A 20350-nucleotide genomic window follows, 5' to 3' on the forward strand; every position below is an offset into this window, starting at 1 on the left:
ATTTGTTTAGCTCTGTTAAACTTAGTTGTTGATTTCCGCTCCAATCAACGTTTTTCAAAATTAACATTGTTCCTTTAACACAGCCTTTTTTTAAACTATTTATTATGGCTTTAAGACCGATCACAATCAGAGGGAGGTGGGATCGTATGAAAAATAATGAGTTATATCATTTTCTATTAAGGAAAACATGGCAGTTAACAGAACAATGGTATGATTCCTTGGATAAAAGCAACGCATCCGGAGTATATGCTTCCCAAGATCCTAAGGTAATTAACACACTCAAGCAGCAAAACTATGAGTTTCATTTGCAATTTTGCAATGCATTTAATGAAGAAATCTCTAATGAACAATTCTACAAAGAGTTTGAAGAATGGGTCATGACTGTTGCACGGGACGAACAACATTTAAGGACGCCTATCCCATTTATTTTAAGGGAATTTTTTAGAGTCCAAGAGCAATACTTAGACTTAGTTCAAGAATTTATTCAGCTACACGAACATGAATATTCTGATGAAAATATAAATACTTGGAATCGTACCATTGTGAAGAATTTCAATCTGATCATCGCATGGTTTACACAAGAAAGCTATCAATATGCAGAGTTAAAACTGAAATCCCAACAAGAATTAATAAATGAACTTAGTTCTCCAGTCATTTGTTTAAATGACAACGTTGCTTTACTTCCGTTGATCGGTGATATTGATCGTGAAAGGGCAAAGTTTCTCCTTGAAAATACCTTAAAACAATGTACGAAACTTAACATTCATCACCTTTTGATTGATCTATCAGGGGTAGTGAAAGTTGATACCATGGTTGCCTTACAAATTTATCAATTGATTAAAGCACTGAGTTTAATAAACGTTGACAGTACCCTTTCAGGAATTAGACCTGAAATCGCAAAGACTGCTGTTCAACTTGGAATTGATTTTAATAAAATCCCGATTGTTTCTACACTTAAACGAGCCATTAAAGGTTTAGTGTAATCAGATACATTTTTTTAAAAGAACTGACTTAAAAGGTCGTTGAATGACGGCTCGTTTAAGTCAGTTTTTTATGTGTAAATCGGCAAAAAGTGTTTAGGTCTCCTGGAAAGGGGTAGTTAAAATACCAAGGGTACCAAAGAAATAAGCAGCTGCAAATTCAGTTGAAAGCTAGAATGGAACAGCACCATTTTTTAAAAAAAGAGGAGGAGAGGAACATGGATAAAAATAAATATGAGCAAAAGAATATGGAAGATGCTGGTCATAGAGTGGGACTAGCCCCTTATTACCTCAATGATAGAGAAGTTGAGAAAGGCAAAAACGATGATGATCCCGCGCAAGATCGCACTGAAAGGGATGTTAAGGATTCGCTAGAACAGAATGGTTCGCGAGAAAGCGAAAAACAAAATGGTACATCTGGTTATAATATCGAATCTTTAAGCAGCGAGCGGAGTTAGTGGGCTTGTTCAAATAAATGAGCGAGAGACATGACAAGTCTCTCGCTGTTTTAGTCCATGAAAATAATAGATACATAGACTTCCAATTAGAAAAGATTTTGAAGGAGGTAACCGAGAATGGAAAGAAATCATACGATGATGCAATTCTTTGAATGGCATATAAAACCGGAGGGTACTCATTGGAATCAATTAAAAGAAGCTGCACCACAATTAAAAGAGATAGGAATTGATTCGCTGTGGATTCCACCCGTTACAAAAGGGAAATCAGCAGAGGATGTTGGTTATGCTGTATATGACTTATATGATCTTGGTGAATTTAATCAAAAAGGAGCAATCCGTACAAAATATGGAACAAAACAAGAATTAGCAGATGCTGTTGCAGCCTGTCATAATTTAGGAATAAAAATGATTGCAGACATCGTTATGAATCATAAAGCAGGAGCAGATGATACTGAAGTATTTAAAGTCGTTGAAGTCAATCCACAAGATCGAACGAAAGAAATTTCCGAGCCATTTGAGATAGAGGGATGGACAAAATTCACTTTCCCAGGACGAAGGGACAAGTATTCCTCTTTTAAATGGAATTTCGAGCATTTTATTGGGATAGACTATGACGCTAAACAGGATAAATCGGGCATTTACCGAATCGTTGGAGAGAACAAAACGTGGAGTGACAAGGTAGATGATCAATTTGGCAATTATGATTTTTTAATGTTTGCGGATATTGACTATAATCATCCAGATGTAAGAGAAGAAATGATCCATTGGGGGAAATGGCTGGCCAATACCTTACATTGCAACGGTTATAGATTAGACGCGATTAAACATATTAATTATGATTTTATTAAAAGTTTTGTTGAAGAGGTACGTGTGGATCTTGGTAAAAACTTTTATATGGTTGCTGAGTATTGGAACCGTAATCTCTCAGATTGTCAGCAAGTTTTAGAGGATGTCGATTATACGATCGATTTATTTGACGTCCCGCTCCATTATAAATTACATGAAGCGTCAATAGCGGGGGCTGATTTTGATTTAACGACCATTTTCAATGAAACGCTCGTGAGCACCAACCCGACTCATGCAGTAACATTTGTCGATAATCATGATACACAACCAAATCAGTCTCTTGAATCTTGGGTAGATGACTGGTTTAAACAAATCGCTTATGCTCTTATCTTACTCCGAAAGGATGGTTTTCCCTGTGTCTTTTATGGCGATTATTTTGGCATTGGCGGGGAAAATCCGATTGAAGGAAAAAAAGAAGCGATTGATCCTCTTGTATATGCCCGGTACCATAAGGCATATGGAGAACAAGATGATTATTTTGATAACGCAAATCTAATTGGTTGGGTTCGAAGAGGGGTGAAGGAAGTTGAGCGGTCTGGCTGTGCAGTCCTAATCTCCAACAGTGGTGGGGGAGAAAAAAGAATGTTTGTAGGTAAAGAGCGTGCAGGAGAAGTTTGGGTAGACGTTACGGGAACAAGAGATGAAGAGCTTACGATTGAAGAGGATGGATTTGCATCTTTCCCGGTGAATGGAGGAAGTGTATCCGTATGGGCACAGCAGCATGAATGATAGGATGAGAGTTTTTGTATTCTGGTTATATTATTAATCCCCACAAAAAAAAACACCTTCAGCGTATCCTTACGGGTTTCCTTGTGGGGTGCAAAACGGTAATCGCTGACAAAATCAAATAGTAAATCACATAAACCTCACAGTATATTTCATTGTCAAAAATGCTTAGAGGAGAAAAGCATTATTTTAATTTTCCTTTTTTCACGAAACCACCCGTAAGTTATAAAAGTTCATTAGATGTTAAAGCGAGTTTGATAAATAAGCGGAAAAATTTCTGTTAATTAAGAAAAAGCACTGAAAATTCCGTAAATAGGCGGAAAAATTCCGACTATTTACGGAAAAAACGCGAAAATGGGTAATTTTGCTTTGCTTAATCGGAAAATCTCCTCTTATTTTAAAGATCACTGGTTACTAAATGAAGGATAAGACTTCCTATGTTTTAAAAAACAAGTAAACCTCAATTAGATGTGTTGAGGGGGAAGGTTAAAGCATCTGCGAGGTCTGTCTCCTCAGCCCCCTAATCCTGAATGTGTATACGTGCCCGTGTAAGGTACCCAAAAAAACTAAATCCAACATAATCCACACACTAAATCACAAAAAATTCACACACCCTCCATTAATTATTCCATGCCCTGCGGTTATAATAATAAACGATATTAATTTATTGCAAATCGATAAATTATAATTTAAAATGAATTTGTATTTAATTATGTGAGGTGCTTTTATGAAACAAATTCAAGTTACGACACTCTTTTTAAAAGTAACTGTTTTTATTATTGGAATCCTCGTTCTTGCCTTATGTATATTTTTAGTCCCCCATATGGCGAATTTCGCAGCTAAATTGTATCCAAATATTGCCCCAATGAAATCTCTCGTTTTCATCGTGATGTATGGAGCGGCTGTGCCTTTTTACTTTGCTCTCTATCAGGCTTTCAATCTTTTACGGTACATTGACGAGAACACAGCGTTCTCGGAATTATCTGTAAAGGCGTTAAGGAACATAAAGTGCTGTGCGATTACAATCAGTGGTTTGTATGTATTAGGTTTGCCACTCTTTCATTTTATAGCGAAGAAAGTTGACCCTCCTATTGGACTAATGGGACTCATTATCATTTTTGCTTCGTTGATTATCGCCGTTTTTGCTGCTATCCTCCAACGGCTTCTACAAGAAGCGATTAACATAAAATCAGAAAATGATTTGACGGTCTGAGGTGGAGGGATATGCCAATTATTATTAATATTGATGTGATGTTAGCAAAACGGAAAATGAGCGTAACGGAGCTTTCGAATAGGGTTGGAATTACTATGGCGAATCTGTCCATTCTGAAAAATGGGAAAGCAAAAGCGGTTCGTTTTTCAACATTAGAAGCGATATGTAGGACTTTGGATTGTCAGCCAGGTGATATTTTGGAGTACAAAAGCGATGAAGACACTCAATAAAAACAGATAACAAATTTATTTAACTAATGGGAGACGATAATTTAAGGGATAGCCATTAAGCTATCCCTTATTTGCGTTTATTGATGTTTTTAGCTCAGAGAATTCCATCAATTGCAGAAATTAGTGACAAAAAATATGATGTGTAATGTTTGCACCTTAAAAAGGGAACCCGTTAGAGTATTCCAAAAGGTGTTTTTGTTAAGTGTTCTTGTCATTCTTAACTGGTAATAAATTGCCCGACATTAATATGAATGATTTGTCCTGTCATATAGGAGGCATCGTTGGAAGCAAGTAAAACGTAACTTGGAGCCAGTTCTTCCGATTGGCCCGGACGGCCCATTGGAGTGTTTCTTCCAAAGTTTTGAACCTTTTCTTCGGGAAAGGTGGATGGGATAAAAGGGGTCCATATCGGCCCAGGGGCTACACCATTTACTCGTATTCCTTTTTTAACAAGAGATTGGCCAATGAACGAGTAAAGGAGACGATGGCCCCTTTCGTAGATGAATAATCGATTAACTGTTCGTTGCCCTCATAAGCTGTAACCGAATTCTGGGCGGGTAAGCCGGCTTTTCCTCAAAAATCGTAAATAACCGGATCCAGATACTGGAGGAAACTATGGAGTCCTTGATTAAAGATATAATAGAGCAATATGGATATTTTGGAATCTTTTTTTAATTGCATTAGAAAATGTTTTCCCCCCTATACCTTCAGAATTAATCCTTACTTTTGGCGGCTATATGACTTACGGAACAATCTTAGTGTTACAGGTGTTGTTATCTCATCAACGATAGGTTCGATTTTGGGAGCAATTTGTTTATATTGTCTCGGTTTGCTATTAAATGTAAAAAGATTAGAAAAAATCATCGAACGCTATGGACGTATATTACGGTTAACAAAAGAAGATATAAATCGTGCAGATTCGTGGTTTGATCAATATGGAAGTTGGACAGTATTATTCTGTCGGTTAATTCCCCTTATTCAAAGCTTAATTTATATACCAGCTGGAATGGCAAAGATGAACTTCTGGTTATTTTTAATATTTTCAACAATTGGGACCCTTGTTTGGAATACCCTTCTAGTTAATCTTGGAGCTAGATTGGGAGCTAATTGGGAAAACGTAGTGTACTTTATGAATAGATTTTCCAATGTGATGTACCTAATTATTATTATTCTGTTTATAGCGCTAGTAGGTTGGTATATTAAGGAAAGAAAAGAAAAATAGTATGTGTTGTACGATTTTTTTCTTTGGAGCATGGAATTTTCCCTGTTAAGGAAGTGGATGGATGGATTTATTAACTTTTACTGAGGAATTTTTTAATTATATAAGGAAATTTTTACTTTTAAGATTTACACTATTTGCTTTGGTTCTTTTGACCTTTTCCTTTGTCACAAACCGTATTTTAGATTGGTTCTTTAGGAAGTCAAATTTTTTTGATGAAGAAGTTGAACAAACGATTCAAAGTGTAATTCGATCAATTTTTAGGTATGGAATTGCGATCAGCCTTTTTATTTATCTAATTAGTCAATTTGTAGACATAAAAGGAATTCTTGCAGGAGCAGGTATTGCCGGAGTCGTCGTCGGTTTTGCTGCACAACAGATGCTAAAAGACGTTATATTAGGGTTCGCGAGATTAACGGACAAAGAGTTTCGTGTCGGTGATTTTGTTACTTTCAACGGAACAATCTCAGGTACCATTGAGGAAATCAGTATTCGTTTTATGCAAATTCGTGAATGGTCGGGAAAACTACTTACAATCCCACATGGAGAGATTAGAACTATACAAAATTTTAATAAAGGCTGGATGCGTGTTATTGAACGGATCACAGTAAGTTATCAGGAAGATCCTAAAAGAATAAAGGAATTATTAGAAAAAGTATGTGAAATCTGCAATGAAAAATTTGAACAAAACTTATTTAGACTAGAGAACGGGGCTGTTGAACCATTTCAATATATTGGTATTACGGACTTAAATCCAAACATCAAATATGTTGGGTACGAATTTTGTATTGTAGGCATCGTTAGGCCGGAAGAATATTTTGAAACTACCAGGCAAGTTAGGTTTGAACTGATGTCTTTTTTCCATAAGAATCAAGTAGAAATGCCCACTGCGAACATGTTCGTTCATACTGATAAATTACAGGAGATTCTTGAAGAGCAGCCTTCACGAAGCAGGTAGAGAAAACTCGCTGATTGGAAAGCCTAGGTCGGTTTATGCTGCGTGGTCTCAAGCCGATCCGGGTCAGGGCGGGAACGCAGCAGCCATCATTAGTGAAATTGTGTGGGCTATTACATAGAATACAACCGAAATGATTGAATAATAAAACGAAGGCTGACTTAGAAGGTCGTTGAATGACGATGCTTTTAAGTCAGTTTTTTATTTTTTGGTAATTAATTGACCTAAATAACCTTTTATAGCCTTCCTTTTTATATGATGAAATAGGGTTCAATGAGGTAAGATTCATCATAAAAAGTGAAAATAAGGCATGAAAAAATTAGATTATACATAAATATTTTTGGAAAAAGGTTAGCCAAATAATGTTGAAGTAAAGGAAGGGGAAACTGATGAAACTAAACCATCTCAATTTGACCGTGACCGATGTAAAATTGGCAAAAGAGTTCTTGGAGAAATATTTCGATCTGCAAATAAAGCATACACGCAATGATTCGTTTGCTTTACTGAATGACGATCATGGGTTAGTGCTTTCCTTGATGAAAGGCAGTCAAGCAAGCTATCCAAAGACCTTTCATATCGGTTTTATCCAGCCCAATGATGATCAAGTGAACAAGATTTATCAACGGTTGAAGGATGATGGCTTTGATGTTAAACCTCCTCAAAGGGCACACGGGTGGACATTTTATGTTCAAGCACCGGGTGGATTTACTGTTGAGGTACTCTCATTTGAAAATCTTTAATAAAGCATTTATCTACACCCTGACCGATGGCAAGCCTAAGAATAAAATTGTATTTTCAATTGAAACATTCGTTTTGACTATTATGCATGTTTACCTTGGAATACTAAGCATCATATGAGTAAACTAAAGAAGGAAACTAAAAATCCATTTGTAGTTTCCTGGGTGTACAATGTTTCCAAATCAAAGGGGATCGCCTAGTGAGAAATAATCCACCTGAGCCGCTAATAAACCCAAGGATGGATTATTTTTTATGGTTAAATGACAGTATGGGTAGGATTAAAATAGAAAAAGCAATCGTAATCATTAATTTAAAAAACTGTTCATTCAGCATCCCTTTCTGATTAGGAGTGTGCCACCAATTCATTGCGACAATAAGAGATAAATATTCCTCACAATTTATTATTTTTCCCTCACAATGCTGGCCGAGATCCAGCCTTTGATCCCGTTAGCGGTTTGAACTTTTAGCCACTTAATTCCTTTGGAATCTACTTGTTCTTCATTCAAAAAGTGTATGATTTCCCCATTATCAATCGTATATAGCCGATCCGCGGTTAGTGCGGGAGCTACTCGAATATTTCCACCATCTTTATATTTTCTATTTAATATGAATTCTTTTGTTTCAGGAGACGCCGAACTGAATACTTGTTTTTGAACAGGTTCTTGATTTAACCAGGCCTCAGCATTTTTCCATTTTTGTGTATACCATTCATTTGGATTGTTCATGGTTGCTGCAGACAGCAATATCGCTAAAGCTGTGGCAAAATAGAAGGACCATCTTTTAATCCTTGCTTTATTCCTTTTCCGTTTCCTGAAAAGCTGAATCATTTTGTTGAAAAATCGATCGAACAAGGCAAACATTCCTTCAATGATATCAACCCAAAAAGGAATGTCCGTTTTTCTTGCTTCTCTCCGCCTTTTTAGGATTGTGCAAATTCCTGCCATGATGGGATAAGAAAGGAGATATAGCATTTTTTTCAACAACCTGCACATCAAGTTGACCAAGTGAGGAACAATGTACAACAAAATCGTTCTTGCGAGCAGCAGGAGCACAAAGAGAACCAAAAATATACGGAGCCATTCCGGAAGGAGAGAAACCGGTGCCCACAACCAAAACAGCTGATTTATAATGGATTCCACAGTCACTACTCTCCTTTATTTAAATAGGATGGAAGTCCTCTCCTTGGACTAGAAATCTGTTTTTGCCCATTTATTTTTGCCAGATCGATGGGAAGATAGGGAAATAGTTTCTTTAGTTTGGCTAATCTTTGTTCTGCTTGGAACTGGTCAATCGTGTGATCGTTGATCAAGTTTAAGAGTTGTTTGTTTACCTCATATTTAAAGGTTTGATTTTGGATAAACTCTGATTCGACCAACCGCTTCGCCATTTCATTTTTTTCTCCAAGCTTCCCAGCAGTGATAAAATCACCTTCTTCAAGGGCTTCTTTAATCGAAGCCGAAATCCGGCGAGCTTCCTCTAAGTCATGAGCCTCTTGATAGGCAGATAGTTCTGCGTTCCGGTCTAAATCGGCGATCGCTTCATCATGGTGCTGGTCCCGAATACCTTGCCGGATCAACACACGAATATTTCGAACAACGATTCCAGCATCTCTTAACACCTTAACTAACGGTGAGGTTTGAAAAAATTCTTCGATATGCCGGGCAAATCTCAGTTCCTCTTCAATAGGAAAAAATCTTGCTTCTGATTCTACCCAGAAGGGAAGATTATTATTAATCATGGTGCGAAACTCTCCAGCATTTTGTTGAACTAAGCGTTCCGGGTGTTCGACGGCGATATCGATAAATAAATTGACAGAAAACCTTCTTCCTCTTGTTGCCGAAGGGACCTCCTCATTGTAAGTGATGGTTTGCTGCTGCATATTGACGGTATAAACCCTATTATATTTACCAATCCGCAATTCACTACGTGACAAACGTTCACCATTTTTAACGCCATAGTATTCGTTGTTCTTATTTACATAAACAAAAGCATAAGCCATAGATGACGCCGGCGGTTTATCCCAAAAACTAAATTTCACGTCTTTAACATCTTCAATAAATTGCATTAGGTCATTCCCTCCAATTTCACTATTTTCATTGAGAGATCACTCACCCTTGTCTACATTCTATGCAGACAATCGCAAGAAATATCCCCATATCTTTTGATAAAGGTTTTTACATATCCCCTCACAGTCTTACTCCTTTTTATTGACATTGACAGTTTCTTAACAAAGGACCTTGGTACGGTTCTTGTGGTATTTTTATATTCTGTGATTTAAGAACTAATTCTTTTAATGTGTATTAATTGTTTTCTATATTTTTACAATTCTACGAACCTTTATTATTAAACTTTTTCATATTTTTTATATAAGACTTAACTAAATTTAAAGGGAATGGTACAATTTTCCTGTAGTTTGGTTTAGAGCCTAAAAAAGACCAGATTATCGGGCCAGTGAAATTAGACGATATTGAAACATATTTTTGTTGGATTACTGGAGATACGAGTTTTTAGAAATTGGAGCGCCGTGAGTTGACTGCCCATATTGCCTATAAACTAGACGTAGAAGCAGCGGGGGAAAAATATATTGAAAATTATCTCCGCGTAGAAGGAAACCTAGTATCCGGTCATGCATGACCACACCTGCGAGGCTTTATAAGAGAATTCATCAAACAATTAAATCAATCATCTTATTAGTCGGATATTCATAAAGGTCCTAAGAAGCTGAACCCCAATTGTTCGTTACAACTAGCAATTGGAGGTGTATTTTTTTGACCAAATAATAGAATCAAATTAAAAGACAAACAAAGTCAACAAAAGACAAAAAAAACCGTTTTAATATTTTTACATTCAAGGTACAATTTGGTAAAAGGATATAACGGGGTGATAGGATTGAAAGTAATAAAAAACAAGACAGTATTAATGATAATAACATTTATATTTGTGGCAACATTTGCTTATTTATCTCCAATGGGGAATGCATTCACCAAACCAAAACTTATTGAAGCCCAAACAACATCTAATGCATTAGAAGGAGAATTCCATTTAGATAATATTGTTAAAATCTACATACCGTCTACAAATGGGAGTGACCCGATTTCTACAGACGAGCATAACAAATGGGTAGATAATGCCATGTCTCACTTTTCTATTATGTTTGGAGGTGCTACATCTGTTGATGGAAATGGGGCTTGGGTTGATGATAAGGGAAATCTGATTAAAGAAAAGGTTACGATTGTGTATAGTTTTGCACAAAAATTAAATAACTCAAAAATTGATGATGTTGCAAATTACGCAAAACAAATTAAGGAGGAGTTACATCAATCGACTGTCTCCGTAGAAGTCAATGGAAAAATGTATTTCGTAGAATAATTGAAAAATAGCTCTTCCATTAATGGGAGAGTTATTTATTTGTAAGTTATCTTTCTACTAGAATTAAACTTCAAAATAGTCCATTCAAATTGTATCCTTCATAAAAAATGGAATCTTGAATCTTATGTTAAATAACATTATTACCAAAATATGGGTATATTGTAATTCCTTCTGAAATATATTTTTAATCGGGTTTTTAAGTCCTTCATACCACGTCGTTTCACTAGACATTCATGGGTTTGCTGGATGAGAAATGCCTAAACATTGTTAATCTCAGGAGGAATCACATGACTTCAACACTAGGAACACAATTTATCCCCATTGCAAAACAATCCATTACCATGAGCACGAACACAATCACTTCACTCACAAGTTCAAGCCAGGACCGATTACAGTATCACAAAGCCGTTCTAGAATCGGTGGGAATTACTTCCCTTTCATCCCTTGGAACACTTAACTTATCAGGAAATTTAATACCACAAGCAGGGCTAACAAGGCCTGATCCAAATTTGGCGGCCAGTCAGGTATACTTTCAGTCAGCATATAAATTAACGAACACGGCAACAACACCTGTACTTCAACCTGCTGGGGGCCAGGCTACTATACTTAAAGCCATTCCGTTACCATCGAAAACAGTAAGTGCTGCTTCTGTGTCAAGTCTTACAACCCAGATTAATGTAGATACCGCTTATTGGGTCGCCACCGAAATCAATTTACAGGACAATACGACCATTGTCCTCAAACAACCGCAGCATTATCTTATTTTAATTGCTGAAAAAATAACGGTTGGCCAAAATGTTACGTTTACATGGGAAAGGCCAAGTAAATTTAGTCCTGCTAAACCGATGAAACCACCAACACCTCCTCAAGCGCCAACTTCCACTACGCTTGTGGGCATTACAGGGACAAATGGAACACATGGTGTCAAAGGCGGCAGAGGCCCAGACGGAACGAGTGCTCCTGAATTAGAAGTATGGGTGCTTGATATGACTGGACGTCCTGCTTTTGATTTAAGAGGCCAGGATGGAACGACCGGTGGTGCTGGTCAGGATGGCGGGAATGGCGGCCAAGGAGGAAAAGGAAAACCTGCGCAATTAGATTGGTCAGGATTCTGCAAATCTGGGGCAGGTGCTGGCGGCAACGGAGGAACAGGTGGAAATGCAGGTTTGGGCGGAGATGGAGGAAATGGGGGAACTGGAGGGAAGCTTTCTCTATATGCCCCACAGAATGTGATCAATCAATACCTTCAAGGTTTTTACATAACCGTCGATGGTGGACGTGGAGGAGCAGGAGGTCTGCCTGGCGAAAGGGGTTCTGGTGGAGCTGGAGGACCTGTTGGAGATTCTCTTAAAGCTAACTTTGGAGCTGTTTGCGGGCCTGGATCCAGAACGGCAGGATCCAGAGGCCCCGATGGTGCATCTTCTGCTCAAGGTTTTTCAGGCTACGAGGGAGGAAAACTTCCAGATCCGATCAGTATGCGTGCCATCGATCGAGAGGATTTCTTGATAAAACTGCTTGAACCAGTTATTTTTAAAGCAACTCCTGCTTATGCATATGCAGGGGAAAGCATCACATTAGAAGGCAAGCGTTATACGAAAACCGATGTTGTGCTTATCGATGGTTCGCCAGTGCCAACAAATGTATACAGTGATACGTCCCTGCAATTTTCCGCTCCTTTTATTAGAGGTGGGCAGCATACTATTCAGGTCAAACAGTCGGATGGAACATTATCTAACAAAGCCTCTTTGTATATTAAGTCTAAGGTCGATTCTGCCCAGCAGGATAACAAAGAAAATGAACATATGCGAGTGATTCCGGGGCGAAAAGTAACGTTAATCGGCAGTGGATTTTCCGAAAATGCCATCGTCCGGATCAATGATCAGGATATGCCGGATGTTACTTTATTAAGCCCAACCCAGCTTGAGTTCACCTTGATCAGACCTTCCACAGTTGAACAAAATCCATCAGGAGAGCATGTGACAGCACGCGTGATTCTATCAGACGGTACTCCATCTAACACCCTAAATTTGGTGTTGGATACCTTTCATATGCTCGTCCTTGGGGATTCTGTTTCCTGGGGTCAAGGTCTTTTCGAACAGGAAAAGCACTATTCCCTTGTCGGCAATGCTGTTAAAGCTCGGAATGGAAATATCGGATTCTATACCCAAGTACTTGCGCATTCAGGGGCGACCATTGGAGTAGATGATCATACAAACACTCCTGCAGTAGATGGAGAGGTTCCTGTTTCCTATCCGACGATTCTCCAACAGTGTGATTTATTTGTCGGTGATCCAGAGCAGGTAGATCTGATCATTATGGATGGCGGAATCAATGATGTGAATCTTCGAGTTGTCCTGAATCCATTTAATCAAGATGATTTGAGTGAACTTAATCGGACTCAATTCCTTGATAATAGTAAAACTTTATTTACTGAAGTGGGCAAAACCTTTCCAAATGCCAAAGTCATTGTAACGGGATACTATCCTCCTGTTTCTGAGCATAGCAATCTAAGTGCTGTAGAAGTATTACTTGTTGCGTTAGGTATTGCGACAGATGGAATACCAGGTGGTGTTGTGGCTGGGTTTTTGACGGAACATCATCTGCAGATCATACATGAAAGAAGCTTGCTGCTTGCGAACGAGTCCAAATTGTATCTCCAACAGGCTGTGGATGAAACCAATACTACTCCGGAAGGAAAAAACCGGTTTTTCTTTGCCGATCCTAATATTGGTGTAGAACACTCTGCTCTAACCAACGATCCTTATTTATTCGGGATTAATTTGGATATGTCTCCACAGGATTTTATCGCAGCTGAACGGCTGATCTCTTGTACAAAAGCTGGCTGTACGGGAATAGACTTCGAGATCTGCAAACGAGCTTCAATGGGCCATCCTAACCATAAAGGGGCAATTGCTTACGCAAATGCAATCTACCCATTTTTATAAGTAAGCAGAATCCACTGCGTTATAAAGAGAAAAATTTAGACCAAAACCTATCAACTGAAATGATCCCCTTAGGTTGGACTAATAATCCAACTTAGAGGGGTTTTAATTTGTTAAGTTTTCAACTGAATTTAGCAAAAAGGTTGTTTTAGAGTATTTGAACTACTACATACCCTATTGATAATTTCAAAAACCCTCACTGAAAAATAACTAAAAAGGAATTAAAAATATGTTTGGGGAAATTGTAATAATATCACTATTACATATTTGAGAGGAAGTAGTATATAAGTGGAGAAAAAATTGTTAAACTTACTTACTGCACTATGCCTTGTTTCCTTACCCTTCCTATTCAGAGGATCAAAAATGAGGGAAAATTTAGTTATTTTTTTCTCAAAGGGAGTACTTGCAACTCTAGTTGATGCTTATGTTGTGGGTACCAAAAGAATTGATTACCCTGTTCGCCCTTTTCCTAAAATTTTTAAAACCAATATTATTTATGACATGTTGTTTTTCCCAATTTTAAGTGTTATCTGGGTTAAAATATCTTATAATGACAATTTGGTTAAAATTCTTTTAAAGAGTTTAATTTTTAGTGTACCAATGAGTATCGGCCAATGGTACTTTGAAAAGAATTCCAGGTTATTCAAATGGAAAAAATGGTCTCCATTCCATACCTTCGGAAGTGTAAACTTCACTTTATTTACAATTAGAGGATTTGTGGGATTAATAAAGAAATTGGATAATTTAAAAAGAACATAGTGGGAAGGTTCTTGTGGCTTTTTTAGTTCAAAAGTGGCCGCAAGAACCTTCCAACCGTCCATGTGGAAATCATTAATCGTTTTTCTCAAATGTCAAATCATGCTTTTTCGCCAATTCCTTTAATGCGTTTTGATAATCTCTCATTATTTTTCTTGCTTCTGTTAATTTATTATTTGCTTCGTTGATTTTATTAAGATCTTGTTCTTCGATCGCACTGACAATCATAATAAAAGCACTGTTTTGTAAATTGACTGCTTTCAGATAGATTTCATGGATATCACGGACTTCTTTTGTTTTAGGCCGGATGCTTTCTACTTCAGCAATATAATCGCGGTATTTGGGGATTACTTCTTTTACCATTGTGTTATAAGTGATATTGTCATTTGTATAATTTGCTCCCGTGACACTTTCATAAAGATTAATCACATCTTTTTCTTTTTTCGCGAGCGGCTTTGTTTGTTTGTTTACATAATTTTGTAAATCATCCTTAACCGGGTCATTTCCACAAGCAGTAAGAAGCGTCCCTATCATTAGAAAGAGTAGAATGATGATTCTCTTTTTGTTCAATCTGATCACCCCCACGGACACTATATGCACGGGAAGAAATGTCCAATAACCATTTTATGGATGAAGCATGGGAGTAACGGTTGAATAAAGAAATGGATATTACAAGGGTAAGTGAGTGGAGTCCAATGAGGGAAATTATTGTGGTTTCATAAAAAAGTGCCAGGTATTCCTTTAGCAGAAAGGTACCTGACACTTTTTTTAGAAGGGGTTTGATGTTTATTTGTCCTAGCAAATTTATTATAGATAAAATAGTTTAACAAAGTATGAACAAAACATTGCAATCGTATTAAAATTTTATTGAAATCACCCATCGATGGAACGTTTGTTCGTGTTTTATATACCATGTTTTTGAAACAAGTTATATGAATGAGGGTGAGGGAGAATCCCCTTCAAGCTTTTGAACTTTGCTATAATGACCACTATATAGATTTAATTTTGGCTATTCTAATGAACAATGTTGATTAGTAAACAAAGATGATTAAAGCGAATTGCCTGAAGCGGAAAGCAACAATCAGGTTTAACAAAGCCATAATTTTTAATATATAGGGGAGAGAAATATGGAAAATAACGTTTTTGAACAGATGGCAAGAAGATATGATACAGAGGAAAGAATTGAATTAGCTAATGTGATCGTTAAGGAAATAAGACCGGAATTACGAAATAATCAATCAAAATCTTTATTAGACTATGGGAGCGGTACTGGACTGGTTAGTTTAGAATTATCAGATTTAGTAGCTGATATTTTGTTGGTAGATTCATCAAAAGAAATGTTGGAGGTTGCGAAAACAAAAATTGCTCAAAAAGGAATCACCAACTCAAAAGTGCTTTATTCCGATTTTACTCAAGAAACCCCTAAACTTAAGGCAGACATCGTTTTAATGTCACTTGTCCTTCTTCATATTCCGGATACTAAAAAAATTTTACAAGAATTGTTCAACATTTTAAATGATGGTGGCAAGTTGATGATTATTGACTTTGACAAAAACGAAAAAATCCATCATCCGAAAGTTCATAACGGTTTTTCACATGACGATCTGAAAAACAGATTATCTGAAGTTGGATTTATATCAACTGAAATTAAGACATTCTATCAAGGCAATCGTATTTTTATGAATCAGGATGCCTCCATGTTTCTATCCAGTAGTATCAAGTGAGTTTATGCTTTTTCATTTCTTGCTTCACAACGTCTTTAAAAAATAACCATTCAAATCAAAGGGGGACTTTGGACCTTGTTAAATGTCATTAGTTCGCAGCTGTCTCTACGAGAGGAAAGAACTCGGTAACGATGTGGGAAACCAAGACATCAATGTTTCAGTCAGTACTTTAGGAAAAAAACCAAGTCTAGAATTTCCTTTTTTATAGGAAACTCAAGCATTCAACCCACTGATAAAGGGAAACCCAAAGGGCATACTAAGATTAGATATAAAGTGGGAGGATATAAATTTGAGTATGAACGAGAATGCATTATCTATCTTCGCCTTGGGCGGCTTGAATGAAATCGGGAAAAATATGTATGCAATCGAATATTCAAACGATATCGTGATTATCGACTGTGGCAATAAGTTTCCAGATGAAAGTTTATTAGGAATTGATCTGATTATTCCTGATATAGCTTACTTAGTAGAAAATAAAGATAAAGTTAGAGCTTTAATTGTCACACATGGACATGAAGATCATATTGGGGGGGTCCCGTTCTTCTTAAAAAAATTGAATGTACCCGTCTATGCCACACGCTTCACACTAGGATTAATTGAAATCAAATTAAAAGAACATAAACTTCTAAGAGAAAGCGATCTTGTTGAAATTAACTCAAACTCAACCTTGAAAATCGGAGAAATGAGTGTAAGTTTTTTCAAAGTGACCCATAGTATTCCTGATTGCTTGGGAATGGTCTTTCACACACCAGAGGGGAATATTGTACATACGGGGGACTTTAAGTTTGATTTAACCCCTGCGAATAATGAGCATTCGGATATTCATAAAATGGCTGAAATCGGCAATGAAGGGGTCTTGCTCCTATTGTCTGAGAGTACTAATGCAGAACGTCCTGGTTTGACCCCATCGGAACAAATAGTAGGTGAACATGTAGAAGCAGCTTTCATGAAAGCCGAAGGAAAAGTTATTTTTTCTACCTTTGCTTCAAATATTAGTCGCGTTCAGCAAGTCGTGAATGCAGCGCAAAAAACAAATCGAAAACTTGTGTTACTTGGACGAAGTATGGTTAAGGTCATAGCGGTTGCTATGGAACGTGGTTATTTAACAGTTCCTGGTGGAATGTTAATTGACCCACATGAAATCAATGAAATGGCTCCTGAAAGGGTGGCTATTTTATGCACGGGGAGTCAAGGAGAACCATTGGCTGCTCTTGCCCGCCTGTCCACTGGAAACTTTCGCGGTGTTGACATTTTACCTAAAGATACGGTTATCATTGCAGCAGGTCCAATACCCGGGAATGAACGAAATGTCACAAGTATCGTTGACAACTTTTTTGGACTTGGAGCCAACGTAATTTATGGGTCAGGAAGTACATCCGGAATGCATGTTTCCGGCCATGGTTATCAAGAAGATTTAAAACTAATGCTAACATTAATGAAACCAAAATATTTTATTCCCATTCACGGTGAATTTAGAATGCTACACCATCACCGTTTGTTAGCTGAATCCGTTGGAGTAGAGCAAGGAAACACGTTTATCATCAGTAATGGCGATGTCATCGATATTGAACATACCATTGCCCGTCACACCCGGAGAATACCCGTTGGGAATACTTACGTAGACGGGGGAGATGTCGGTAATGTTGGGGAAATTGTGTTACGAGACCGCAAACAGCTTTCAGAAGATGGAATGCTCATGATTGTTTTAACTATGAGCAAAGCGGAAGGAAAACTGATTTCTGAACCCGATACCTTTTCTCGTGGATTTGTAGATAGAGATTTCTCGGAACTACGAAGTGACGTTAATCGACTTACTTCAAAAATTGTTAACGAGTTATTAGAAGCAAATAGAAACTCATGGAATGTAATGAAAAAACAAATAAAAAAATCAATACGACAATATGTATATACACATACTAAGAAAAAGCCAATGATTGTTCCTATACTTATTGAAATTTAATCGGAGGTAAGTTTTTAAAAAAATGAATTAATTGATCTTTAACAATCGAGCTCGATTGTAGAAGAAGAATAAATAAATGTCGATTCCTTATTGTCTTAGGAAATCGGCTTTTTTGTGCTAGAGAAGACCTTGCCTTTTTGGAGAACCTCCAAAAGGAATCCTTCCTATAAACTATGTAGAATTCAATTTTAAATTTAATTTGTAAACTATGTAGACTAGTATAGCTAAATCATACGACCTACACTAAGAGAATGCTACATAGTTTACATTATGTTGTATTATTGGGTGGTTGGACATTAAGTCCCTAGCAAGACGGCTGCATCCATGCTGCGTAAGGTTGCAGCATGAAAATCAGTAATTATAGATTTAAAATAAAAGAATTGGTCGAAGAATTAAATGGAGGCAAAATCCGTCTTGTTATTTTATCTTCGAACATATACACAAGGAATTCAAAATGGGGGAAGCTCTTTTTAACTACTATGAGTGCAGTTGCTGAAATGGAACGAAACCTTATCAATGAAAAGCAACGGAATGGAATTGCTATTGCAAAAGAAAAAGGGAAGTACAAAGGAAGAGTTAAGAAATATCATTCTAAACACGCAGGAATGAAACATGCTCTAGACATGTATCACTCCCAGAATTATACTGTTAAGGAGATAACAGAAATAACCAGCGTTTCCAGATCAGCTTTGTATCGTGCTTTAAATGAAGAAAATGAAAATAGAGAGCCGACACAAGGAGGAATTTAAAAATGGCTGTAGACAATCATGCAATAGATTGTCTAAGACATTATTTTGATGCAGCCTACATGGACTTGGAAAACGAAAGGAAAAAATGAATATACAAACCTTTCTGACTGCCTTTCCTTTAAAACATGGATGGGTAACAGGTGCATTACTAGAACAACGGTAATGCTTTTTTCTTCCTTGAAATGAAAAGGTAAAGGAGTAAAAAATGATTATAAGGCAATTGATTGAAGAAGACATACCTCAACTTGAACAATTATATAAACAATTTTGGGGCGAAGAATCTTGTATTGAAACCATGTATAAGCAGTTTAATAAACTACATAAAAAGGATAGCCATATATTTATCAGTGCCATTGAAAATACTAAATTAATCGGTTCTGTTATGGGAGTAATATGTGAGGAACTATATGGGGATTGCAAGCCTTTTTTAGTCCTTGAAAACATGATAGTAGATAAAAACTATAGGGACAAAGGGATAGGGAAAGCTTTAATAACCGAACTTGAGAAAATTGCTGCCAAAAGGGGTTGCTCTCAAGTGATATTGGTAACTGAAAGAAACAGAGTTGACGCTGTAAAGTTCTATGAGTCAGCGGGATATAGTTCCCAAACTCATTTAGGTTTTAAAAAGAAGCTCACTTAAAGGGTTCTTATGTTGCAGAACAAGCTGTCAACAAAGGCAGACTTTATTATTCAGCTAACAGGTGCTTGAGTGAAAGATAGGGTTTTGAAGTGGAGGTAACCGAAAGATTGCTGCGGCGGTCTTTTTTGTTATTGAAGTAACGCGGGGATAGTTGTAGAAGACCTTTCGACGAAAAGGACATTCCTGGTAGTACAGAAATGTCCTTTTACTGCTTTGTTAGAATTTAAAGTCTAGAACCATCTTACTGGTTTCACCTGTAAACTTATAGTTATAAGACCCTTTCAAGCTCTCTAAGTCACCGGTAGCTTTGATGATTGTTGCTGGTGAATCTAAATTTCCTTTATCAAATATTCCTTGCTCTAAAGCAGTAAATGTCCCCTGTTTTCCTTTGTAAGTTCCTTCAAAATGTAGAAATCCGGAAATTTTAGAAGTGGCTAAGTGACCATCATCTATAGTAGAGTCTATATAAAGTAATAAATATTCAACAAAAGCTTTTCCTGTTAATTCACCCTCAATATCATATTCGACATGGGCAATATTTATAGGGAATTCTTTTCTAGTGTCGTCTACTGGTTTTTCATCCCATTTGCTTACTGTAAATGTTACCTCCATGGTAAATCTCCCTTCATCATTAAATAGTAATTCACCTCCAGTATAATATCCAAAAAGCACCATTATCAATAATAGAATAGGATTGCTTTTATTAATTTTCCTGCAAATTGGAAAAAAACACCGAAAATATGCGGAATATTTGATTCAAAGAGCTATAAAAAATGCGTCAATACCGACGCTTTCAAGTATGGAGGAACGAAAAAGTTGTATATCAATCTACACAATTAACTATT

General features: G+C 37.0%; 18 protein-coding genes and 2 pseudogenes. 15 read left to right on the forward strand and 5 right to left on the reverse strand.

From position 1 onward, the window contains the following. Window positions 1-146: 146 nt before the first annotated feature. The 5 genes from RCG21_RS17745 (at window position 147) to RCG21_RS17765 (ending at window position 4453) form a co-directional block, all read left to right on the forward strand. Entirely contained in the window at window positions 147-983 is an 837-nt protein-coding gene (locus RCG21_RS17745; RefSeq protein ID WP_308913528.1) for an STAS domain-containing protein, read from the forward strand. Window positions 984-1198: 215 nt separating this feature from the next. Further along, a complete protein-coding gene (locus RCG21_RS17750; RefSeq protein ID WP_308913529.1) occupies window positions 1199-1438 on the forward strand; it encodes a hypothetical protein in 240 nt (79 codons plus the stop codon). 117 nt (window positions 1439-1555) lie between these two features. Continuing rightward, on the forward strand, window positions 1556-3013 hold the full coding sequence (locus RCG21_RS17755; RefSeq protein WP_308913530.1) for an alpha-amylase: 1458 nt from the start codon (window positions 1556-1558) through the stop codon (window positions 3011-3013). A gap of 724 nt (window positions 3014-3737) precedes the next feature. Next, window positions 3738-4223: a DUF2975 domain-containing protein gene (locus RCG21_RS17760; RefSeq protein WP_133337076.1), complete on the forward strand. Its 486-nt coding sequence runs from the start codon at window positions 3738-3740 to the stop codon at window positions 4221-4223. Between the two features lie 11 nt (window positions 4224-4234). Then, window positions 4235-4453, forward strand: a complete 219-nt coding sequence (locus RCG21_RS17765) for a helix-turn-helix domain-containing protein (protein WP_133337074.1) — start codon at window positions 4235-4237, stop codon at window positions 4451-4453. A gap of 217 nt (window positions 4454-4670) precedes the next feature. Here RCG21_RS17765 and RCG21_RS17770 read toward each other — a convergent pair. Continuing rightward, window positions 4671-4999 (reverse strand): annotated as a pseudogene (locus RCG21_RS17770) (SDR family oxidoreductase); the annotation flags it as partial. Window positions 5000-5068: 69 nt separating this feature from the next. Between RCG21_RS17770 and RCG21_RS17775 the strand changes: the two are divergent. From RCG21_RS17775 to RCG21_RS17785, 3 genes and pseudogenes are all read left to right on the forward strand, one after another. Continuing rightward, window positions 5069-5675, forward strand: a pseudogene (locus RCG21_RS17775) (DedA family protein). Between the two features lie 61 nt (window positions 5676-5736). Further along, entirely contained in the window at window positions 5737-6630 is an 894-nt protein-coding gene (locus RCG21_RS17780; protein WP_308913531.1) for a mechanosensitive ion channel family protein, read from the forward strand. A 386-nt stretch (window positions 6631-7016) separates the two neighbouring features. Continuing rightward, window positions 7017-7367 carry a VOC family protein gene (locus RCG21_RS17785; protein ID WP_133337070.1) on the forward strand — a complete coding sequence of 117 codons (351 nt, stop codon included), beginning with the start codon at window positions 7017-7019 and terminating at the stop codon, window positions 7365-7367. Window positions 7368-7766: 399 nt separating this feature from the next. Here RCG21_RS17785 and RCG21_RS17790 read toward each other — a convergent pair whose 3' ends face one another. Both RCG21_RS17790 and RCG21_RS17795 read right to left on the reverse strand, forming a co-directional pair. Next, complete coding sequence (locus RCG21_RS17790) at window positions 7767-8504, reverse strand: SH3 domain-containing protein (protein WP_133337068.1); 738 nt, start codon at window positions 8502-8504, stop codon at window positions 7767-7769. 5 nt (window positions 8505-8509) lie between these two features. Continuing rightward, window positions 8510-9430 carry a hypothetical protein gene (locus tag RCG21_RS17795; protein ID WP_308913532.1) on the reverse strand — a complete coding sequence of 307 codons (921 nt, stop codon included), beginning with the start codon at window positions 9428-9430 and terminating at the stop codon, window positions 8510-8512. An 824-nt stretch (window positions 9431-10254) separates the two neighbouring features. Here RCG21_RS17795 and RCG21_RS17800 point away from each other — a divergent pair. The 3 genes from RCG21_RS17800 to RCG21_RS17810 all read left to right on the forward strand — a co-directional run bounded on the left by RCG21_RS17800 (window position 10255) and on the right by RCG21_RS17810 (window position 14435). After that, a complete protein-coding gene (locus tag RCG21_RS17800) occupies window positions 10255-10734 on the forward strand; it encodes a DUF3574 domain-containing protein (protein WP_235824871.1) in 480 nt (159 codons plus the stop codon). 287 nt (window positions 10735-11021) lie between these two features. After that, the gene (locus tag RCG21_RS17805) at window positions 11022-13679 is read left to right on the forward strand and encodes an SGNH/GDSL hydrolase family protein (protein WP_308913533.1); all 2658 of its coding nucleotides are present in this window, start codon (window positions 11022-11024) and stop codon (window positions 13677-13679) included. 285 nt (window positions 13680-13964) lie between these two features. After that, window positions 13965-14435, forward strand: a complete 471-nt coding sequence (locus tag RCG21_RS17810; RefSeq protein ID WP_133337062.1) for a CBO0543 family protein — start codon at window positions 13965-13967, stop codon at window positions 14433-14435. A gap of 72 nt (window positions 14436-14507) precedes the next feature. Here the strand turns inward: RCG21_RS17810 and RCG21_RS17815 are convergent, their stop codons facing one another. After that, window positions 14508-15002, reverse strand: coding sequence for a hypothetical protein (locus RCG21_RS17815; RefSeq protein ID WP_308913534.1), 495 nt, complete (start codon window positions 15000-15002; stop codon window positions 14508-14510). Between the two features lie 557 nt (window positions 15003-15559). Here RCG21_RS17815 and RCG21_RS17820 point away from each other — a divergent pair. From RCG21_RS17820 to RCG21_RS17835, 4 genes are all read left to right on the forward strand, one after another. After that, window positions 15560-16156, forward strand: coding sequence for a class I SAM-dependent methyltransferase (locus RCG21_RS17820; RefSeq protein ID WP_133337060.1), 597 nt, complete (start codon window positions 15560-15562; stop codon window positions 16154-16156). Window positions 16157-16445: 289 nt separating this feature from the next. Further along, window positions 16446-18116: a ribonuclease J gene (locus RCG21_RS17825; protein ID WP_308913535.1), complete on the forward strand. Its 1671-nt coding sequence runs from the start codon at window positions 16446-16448 to the stop codon at window positions 18114-18116. 344 nt (window positions 18117-18460) lie between these two features. Continuing rightward, window positions 18461-18865, forward strand: a complete 405-nt coding sequence (locus RCG21_RS17830; RefSeq protein WP_133337056.1) for a recombinase family protein — start codon at window positions 18461-18463, stop codon at window positions 18863-18865. A gap of 205 nt (window positions 18866-19070) precedes the next feature. Then, entirely contained in the window at window positions 19071-19505 is a 435-nt protein-coding gene (locus RCG21_RS17835) for a GNAT family N-acetyltransferase (protein WP_308913536.1), read from the forward strand. A 216-nt stretch (window positions 19506-19721) separates the two neighbouring features. On the opposite strand, the gene RCG21_RS17840 is transcribed toward RCG21_RS17835, so the two are convergent. Next, on the reverse strand, window positions 19722-20117 hold the full coding sequence (locus tag RCG21_RS17840) for a DUF3224 domain-containing protein (protein ID WP_133337052.1): 396 nt from the start codon (window positions 20115-20117) through the stop codon (window positions 19722-19724). Window positions 20118-20350 lie beyond the last annotated feature (233 nt).

Origin of the sequence: Bacillus salipaludis (assembly GCF_030938565.1) — a bacterium.
Classification (GTDB): domain Bacteria; phylum Bacillota; class Bacilli; order Bacillales; family Cytobacillaceae; genus Neobacillus; species Neobacillus salipaludis_A.

Excerpts from the sequence above, each read along its gene's own strand:
- RCG21_RS17745 (WP_308913528.1), top strand. The coding sequence starts at position 147 with ATGAAAAATAATGAGTTATATCATTTTCTATTAAGGAAAACATGGCAG.
- RCG21_RS17750 (WP_308913529.1), top strand. The coding sequence starts at position 1,199 with ATGGATAAAAATAAATATGAGCAAAAGAATATGGAAGATGCTGGTCAT.
- RCG21_RS17755 (WP_308913530.1), top strand. The coding sequence starts at position 1,556 with ATGGAAAGAAATCATACGATGATGCAATTCTTTGAATGGCATATAAAA.
- RCG21_RS17760 (WP_133337076.1), top strand. The coding sequence starts at position 3,738 with ATGAAACAAATTCAAGTTACGACACTCTTTTTAAAAGTAACTGTTTTT.
- RCG21_RS17765 (WP_133337074.1), top strand. The coding sequence starts at position 4,235 with ATGCCAATTATTATTAATATTGATGTGATGTTAGCAAAACGGAAAATG.
- RCG21_RS17780 (WP_308913531.1), top strand. The coding sequence starts at position 5,737 with ATGGATTTATTAACTTTTACTGAGGAATTTTTTAATTATATAAGGAAA.
- RCG21_RS17785 (WP_133337070.1), top strand. The coding sequence starts at position 7,017 with ATGAAACTAAACCATCTCAATTTGACCGTGACCGATGTAAAATTGGCA.
- RCG21_RS17795 (WP_308913532.1), bottom strand. The coding sequence starts at position 9,430 with ATGCAATTTATTGAAGATGTTAAAGACGTGAAATTTAGTTTTTGGGAT.
- RCG21_RS17805 (WP_308913533.1), top strand. The coding sequence starts at position 11,022 with ATGACTTCAACACTAGGAACACAATTTATCCCCATTGCAAAACAATCC.
- RCG21_RS17820 (WP_133337060.1), top strand. The coding sequence starts at position 15,560 with ATGGAAAATAACGTTTTTGAACAGATGGCAAGAAGATATGATACAGAG.
- RCG21_RS17830 (WP_133337056.1), top strand. The coding sequence starts at position 18,461 with ATGAAAATCAGTAATTATAGATTTAAAATAAAAGAATTGGTCGAAGAA.
- RCG21_RS17835 (WP_308913536.1), top strand. The coding sequence starts at position 19,071 with ATGATTATAAGGCAATTGATTGAAGAAGACATACCTCAACTTGAACAA.
- RCG21_RS17840 (WP_133337052.1), bottom strand. The coding sequence starts at position 20,117 with ATGGAGGTAACATTTACAGTAAGCAAATGGGATGAAAAACCAGTAGAC.